Consider the following 5,258-nt stretch of genomic DNA (forward strand, 5'->3'; position numbering starts at 1 on the left):
GGGGATAAGGAGATAAGAGTGATATGGAGATAAGATAATAGAAATAGATTGAAATTTATAGAAATAGGTAGAAATTGATTGGGGAAAACAACAAATTTCCATAAATTTCTATTAATTTCAATTTTTTTAATAATATCTCTCTATCTCCTTAATCTCCACATCTCCTTTTGTTACACCACCTGAACGCTTACAAAATTTCTTAATAGATTGAGTAATTCCCTCAACATCTAACCCATACTTTTTAAAAAGTATTTCACTTGCTCCGTGTTCGATAAATTGGTCTGGAAATCCCAGACATTTAACCCTGACATCCTGAATTTGATTTGCATTCAATAACTCCAGAATAGCACTTCCAAATCCACCACTAACAATATGGTCTTCGATGGTGATGATTTTTTTAGTTTTGAGATTTAAAATCAGAGTTTTATCTAATGGTTTAACAAATCGGGCATTGACGACGCCGATGTTTTTTAAGTTTTTCGCCACCTCTAAAGCGGGATAGACCATTTTCCCCAGAGCAAGAATAACTGCTTCATTACCTTCGACTAAAACTTCGGCTTCACCAATTTTAAAAGGGGTTTGTTTTTCTTCAATTTTAAGTGGGCAACCTCTTGGGTAACGAATAGCACAAGGTTGATTACTTGAGATAGCCAGATTCAGCATCATTACAAGTTCTGTTGTGTCTTTTGGGGACATAATAACCAGATTGGGAATATGTCGTAAATAAGCGATGTCAAACAAACCTTGATGAGTCGGTCCATCTTCACCAACTACTCCTGCCCGATCAATACAAAATACCACAGGTAAATTCATCAGACAGACATCATGCAAAATCTGGTCATAAGCTCGTTGTAAGAATGTAGAATAAATTGCACAAACAGGTTTAAGTCCCATTGAAGCCATTCCTGCGGCAAATGTCACGGCATGCTCTTCGGCAATACCTACATCAAAGAACCTTTCCGGATGACTTTCTTTAAAATATTTTAATCCTGTGCCTTCAGCCATAGCCGCCGTAATTGCTACAATCTTTGAATCATTTTTCGCTAAATCAGTTAAAGTTTTTCCCATCACTGCTGAGAATGATAATTTCTCATTCTCCAATGGTTTGCCAGTGGCAATGTCAAAAGGGCTTGTTCCATGAAACCACTCAGGATTTTTCTCTGCCGGCTCATAGCCTTTACCTTTTTTCGTAAAAATATGTAAAAGCCGGGGACCTTTTAAGTCTTTAATCTTTCCTAAAACATTAATTAATAAATCCAGGTTATGTCCGTCAATGGGACCAAAATATCTAAATCCTAATTCTTCAAATAATGCCCCATGAATTAATATATTTTTTATCCCCTCTTCTACTTTTTTAACTAATGTGCTCATTGGTGTGCCAATTCTGGGGACTTTAGTAATTAACTCTTGAATATCTTCTCGCAATCGAGAATAAATAGGCATCGTTATAAGTCTATTCAAATAACCGGCAAGTGCACCAATCGTCCTTGAGATAGACATTTCGTTACTGTTTAAAATAACCAGCAAATCTTTTTGAAGTTGGCCGGCATGATTTAATGACTCAAAAGCCATTCCACCAGATAATGCCCCATCACCAATAACCACGACTATTTTCTTTGACCCATCACCTTCAAATTCTTTCGCTATTGCCAAACCTAATCCGGCGGAGATAGAAGTGCTGGCATGACCGGTATTAAAGACATCATAATACGATTCTTCTCGCTTGGGGAAACCTGATATTCCACCATATTGTCGTAATGTCTGAAATTGTGATTTTCTACCTGTAAGTAATTTATGGGCATAACATTGATGACCAACATCCCAGATAATTTTATCAACAGGGGTATTGTAAATATAATGAAGGGCAATAGTTAATTCTACCACTCCCAGATTAGAGGACAGGTGTCCACCTGTGTTTGAAACGGTTTTGATTATCTCTTGCCTTATTTCATCTGCAATCTTTTTTAATTGGCTAATATTTAGTTTTTTAAGTTCTGCTGGAGAAGAAATCTCTTCAAGTAACTCCATTGTTCCCATCTTAATTTTATTATACACCATTTAATTAAAATTTGCAATAATTTTTTTGTACCTGTTCACCGCACAGACAAAAGAGTTTGGTAACCGTTCAGGTTATACATTAAAAGTGTAAGAAGGGGGATAAGGAGATAAGGAAGATATGGAGATAAGATAATAGAAATAGATTGAAATTTATAGAAATAGGTAGAAATTGATTGTGGGAAACAACAAATTTCCATAAATTTCTATTAGTTTCTACTAATTTCAATTTTTTTTAATAATATCCCTCCTTATCTCCTTTTCTTACACCACCTGAACGCTTACAAATTTCTTTGCGTCCTTTACGCCTTTGCGAGAGGAATATCTTTTACCACCGATAACTGACCCATTACAGAAAAAAAATTGAAAAAAACCCTTGACAAATTTAAAATTATGTGGTATATGTATAATATACAAACAAGGGAGGGAAATGAAGAAGGAGACTAAAAAGAAGATGAATCCCTATCCCTATGGTCATCATAAATTCAGCAGGAAAATAAAAAAAGAAAGGTAAGCCTTCTGGCATTAATCTAAAGTCAAGAAGGCTTTTTTGTTTTTAAATCCGTTAAATCGGTGGTGTCTGAAAATAACGCTAATAGTGAAATCTATGCAGATTTGGTGTCCAAAAGGGGATAAGGAGATAAAGGGAGATATGGAGATTATTCATTGTCCTTTCCAAAATTTTAGAATGAATTTATCTCCTTATCTCCATAATCCCCATATCTCCTTTTCTTACACTATTTCAACCTTTATGCTAGATTAAGACACCACCGTTAAATCCGCTAAATCTGCTTACTATAATTAAATTACAGAGGAGGTGCCAAAATGGCTACTAATAATGTTGTGTTAGACCCCAAACTATTACTTACCACTCATCAACCTAAAAAGGAAGATGAGCCTGTTGACTCAACATTCGGTAATATGGTCCGACTTGGATTGTTGCGTGAGGCAATGAAGAAAAAAGTAGGTGATATAGGCTGGGAAGATACTACAAAACCTATCCCTAACACCGGCTACAAAAATTTCGATTTGAATAATGATGGCAAAATAAGTATCTCAGACTTGAAGATACATTCCCCACAAATTAGTGCTCAACTAAATAAAATTGAACAGGGATTTGGTAAGAAGGAAGGTGATATTGAAGGATATAAAGAGGTTGATTTTAACCAGGATAATAAGATAGACCAGGAAGATATATTTACCCTGTGGGCTAATAATAACCTTTCTAATTTAAACCTTCTCAAAGAAGCCTTTGGTAAAACCTCAAATGACCCCGGTTGGGAAGACAAACAAGAGCTCGTCAAATTAGGCTACAAAAATGCCGATGTAAATCTGGATGAGGAAGTAAATGACCTTGATAAAGCGCTGATATTTTCTGCCATTTATCCTGATGGCACATTAGTTAGAAGCGAAGTGGATAATAGATTTATGATTATTTCAGGAACTAAAAAACGCATTCCAAATGAAAAAACATTCGATAACTTAGGATTAGATAAATCTCAAATTATCACACTTGCAGATGAGGAATTAGAACTTATCCCGGATGGTGAAGAAATCCCTCTCATAAAATACGATAATGGCACATTATTAAAAGCAGATAATGATTATTACCTGATGGCATATGGCTTAAGAAGAAAAATACCGGATGAACCAACATTAAAAAACTTAGACCTTGACGAATCCAGGGCAATTCCGGTATCTACATCAGAATTAGAAAACATTCCAGAAGGAAATGAAGTCCCACACTTCGAATATCCAATCGGTAGTATACTCAAAAACTCTGAAACTAATGATGAGCAATACTACATGATAACACCAGCAGGTGAGAAAAAACTTATCCCTGATACCAGAACCTTACAGAATTTAGACCTTGATATTTCAAAAGTCAAACAAGTCCCACTGGCAAAATTACAAGACATCCCGGATGATGCAGAATCTTTCCCGCACTTAGAATATCCCAATGGCACTATTCTTAAATCAGGCGATAAATATTACTACACCACGATGGACAAAAAGATTGAAGTACCAGATGAGATGACACTGAAGGCGTATGGTTTAGATGTCAAGCCTTATACCATCTCAGTCAAGGCAAAAGGCACTCAATCTGGCGGTTCATTCCCATTAATCCAATTGCGTGTTGACGGTCAGGTAGTAAAAGAATGGTTTGTAACGGATGAATACAAAGACTACACTGCTACTGTGCCATTATCTTCAGGCAACCATAAAATAGATGTTGTCTATCCTAATGACCAGGATATATATTCATGGTTAGAGACCTGGGTAGATACAGATAGGCATCCTACACATACAGATTATGAGTATTACTCTCAAATATTACATCAAGTCACCGCAGATAGGACTTTATGGATTGACCATATCAAAATTGATGATAAAATTATCGAATCAGAGGATTACACCCGGGTAAAATACGATAGGGGGTTAAACCAGAAACCAGATAGTACTGTTGATGATAGTAATGTAGTCCCTGGTCAGGAATTGATGAACTACGCCGGGGCATTAAGATTTAATGTAGATATTGATCCGATAATCAATGTATCAAAAGAAAATTTAGACAAACTTGAGACTGTAATGACATTTGAGCAAGTCAAATATCCAAATGGGACTGTAATAAGAAACCAAGAAGGTGATAAGATTTATCTGATGCAAAATGGAGCAAAGCAAGAGATAAAAAATGATGAGACCCTTGAGGCATTAGGGATTGAAAAAGACACCCCTATCCCACTAAATACCTTTAATTTTAAAGAATTAAACACAGGTAAAAGGATATATGATTTAATACCAGTAAGTGGACAATGGAGTTTGAAGGATGGAGTCTATCAGCAAGAGAATATGACGGCTCTTATCTCTATAGCCAAATTAAAAGAAACTTACTCAGATTTCATTCTTAAAACAAGGATAAAGGCAACTCAGACAACCTATGCGACTGATTGTCGCTACATTAATTTTAGGGCCAAAGATGAACAGAATCAATATGTATTACAGATATTTGGCACCCATCTTAATTTATATAGAGTAGTAAATGGGAATTGGACCTGTCTTGCTGAAGTATCAAGGGATTTACCTCTTGGCACCTGGGCTGATTATAAAATAGTAGCTAATGGTGACCAAATTCAGGTCTATGAAAATGATAGATTGATTGCCGATATCAAAGATAACTCGAACACATCAGGCAGTATATACCT

Annotated in this window: 4 protein-coding genes; 2 read left to right on the top strand and 2 right to left on the bottom strand. The window is 35.8% G+C overall.

Features of this window, described 5'->3' with window-relative positions; all coding sequences use genetic code 11:
- Positions 1-126: 126 nt before the first annotated feature.
- Positions 127-2,058, bottom strand: coding sequence for a 1-deoxy-D-xylulose-5-phosphate synthase (gene dxs / locus AB1422_11620; GenBank protein ID MEW6619963.1), 1,932 nt, complete (start codon positions 2,056-2,058; stop codon positions 127-129).
- Positions 2,059-2,093: 35 nt separating this feature from the next.
- Positions 2,094-2,255, bottom strand: a complete 162-nt coding sequence (locus AB1422_11625) for a hypothetical protein (GenBank protein MEW6619964.1) — start codon at positions 2,253-2,255, stop codon at positions 2,094-2,096.
- A gap of 407 nt (positions 2,256-2,662) precedes the next feature.
- Here AB1422_11625 and AB1422_11630 point away from each other — a divergent pair, with 407 nt between their 5' ends.
- Complete coding sequence (locus AB1422_11630) at positions 2,663-2,818, top strand: hypothetical protein (GenBank protein MEW6619965.1); 156 nt, start codon at positions 2,663-2,665, stop codon at positions 2,816-2,818.
- Positions 2,819-2,880: 62 nt separating this feature from the next.
- Positions 2,881-5,258, top strand: a 2,378-nt coding sequence (locus AB1422_11635; GenBank protein ID MEW6619966.1) for a carbohydrate-binding domain-containing protein, incomplete at its 3' end; no start/stop codon positions are given.

The sequence above is a fragment of the bacterium genome, from assembly GCA_040757115.1.
Classification (GTDB): Bacteria; UBA9089; CG2-30-40-21; order CG2-30-40-21; family SBAY01; genus JBFLXS01.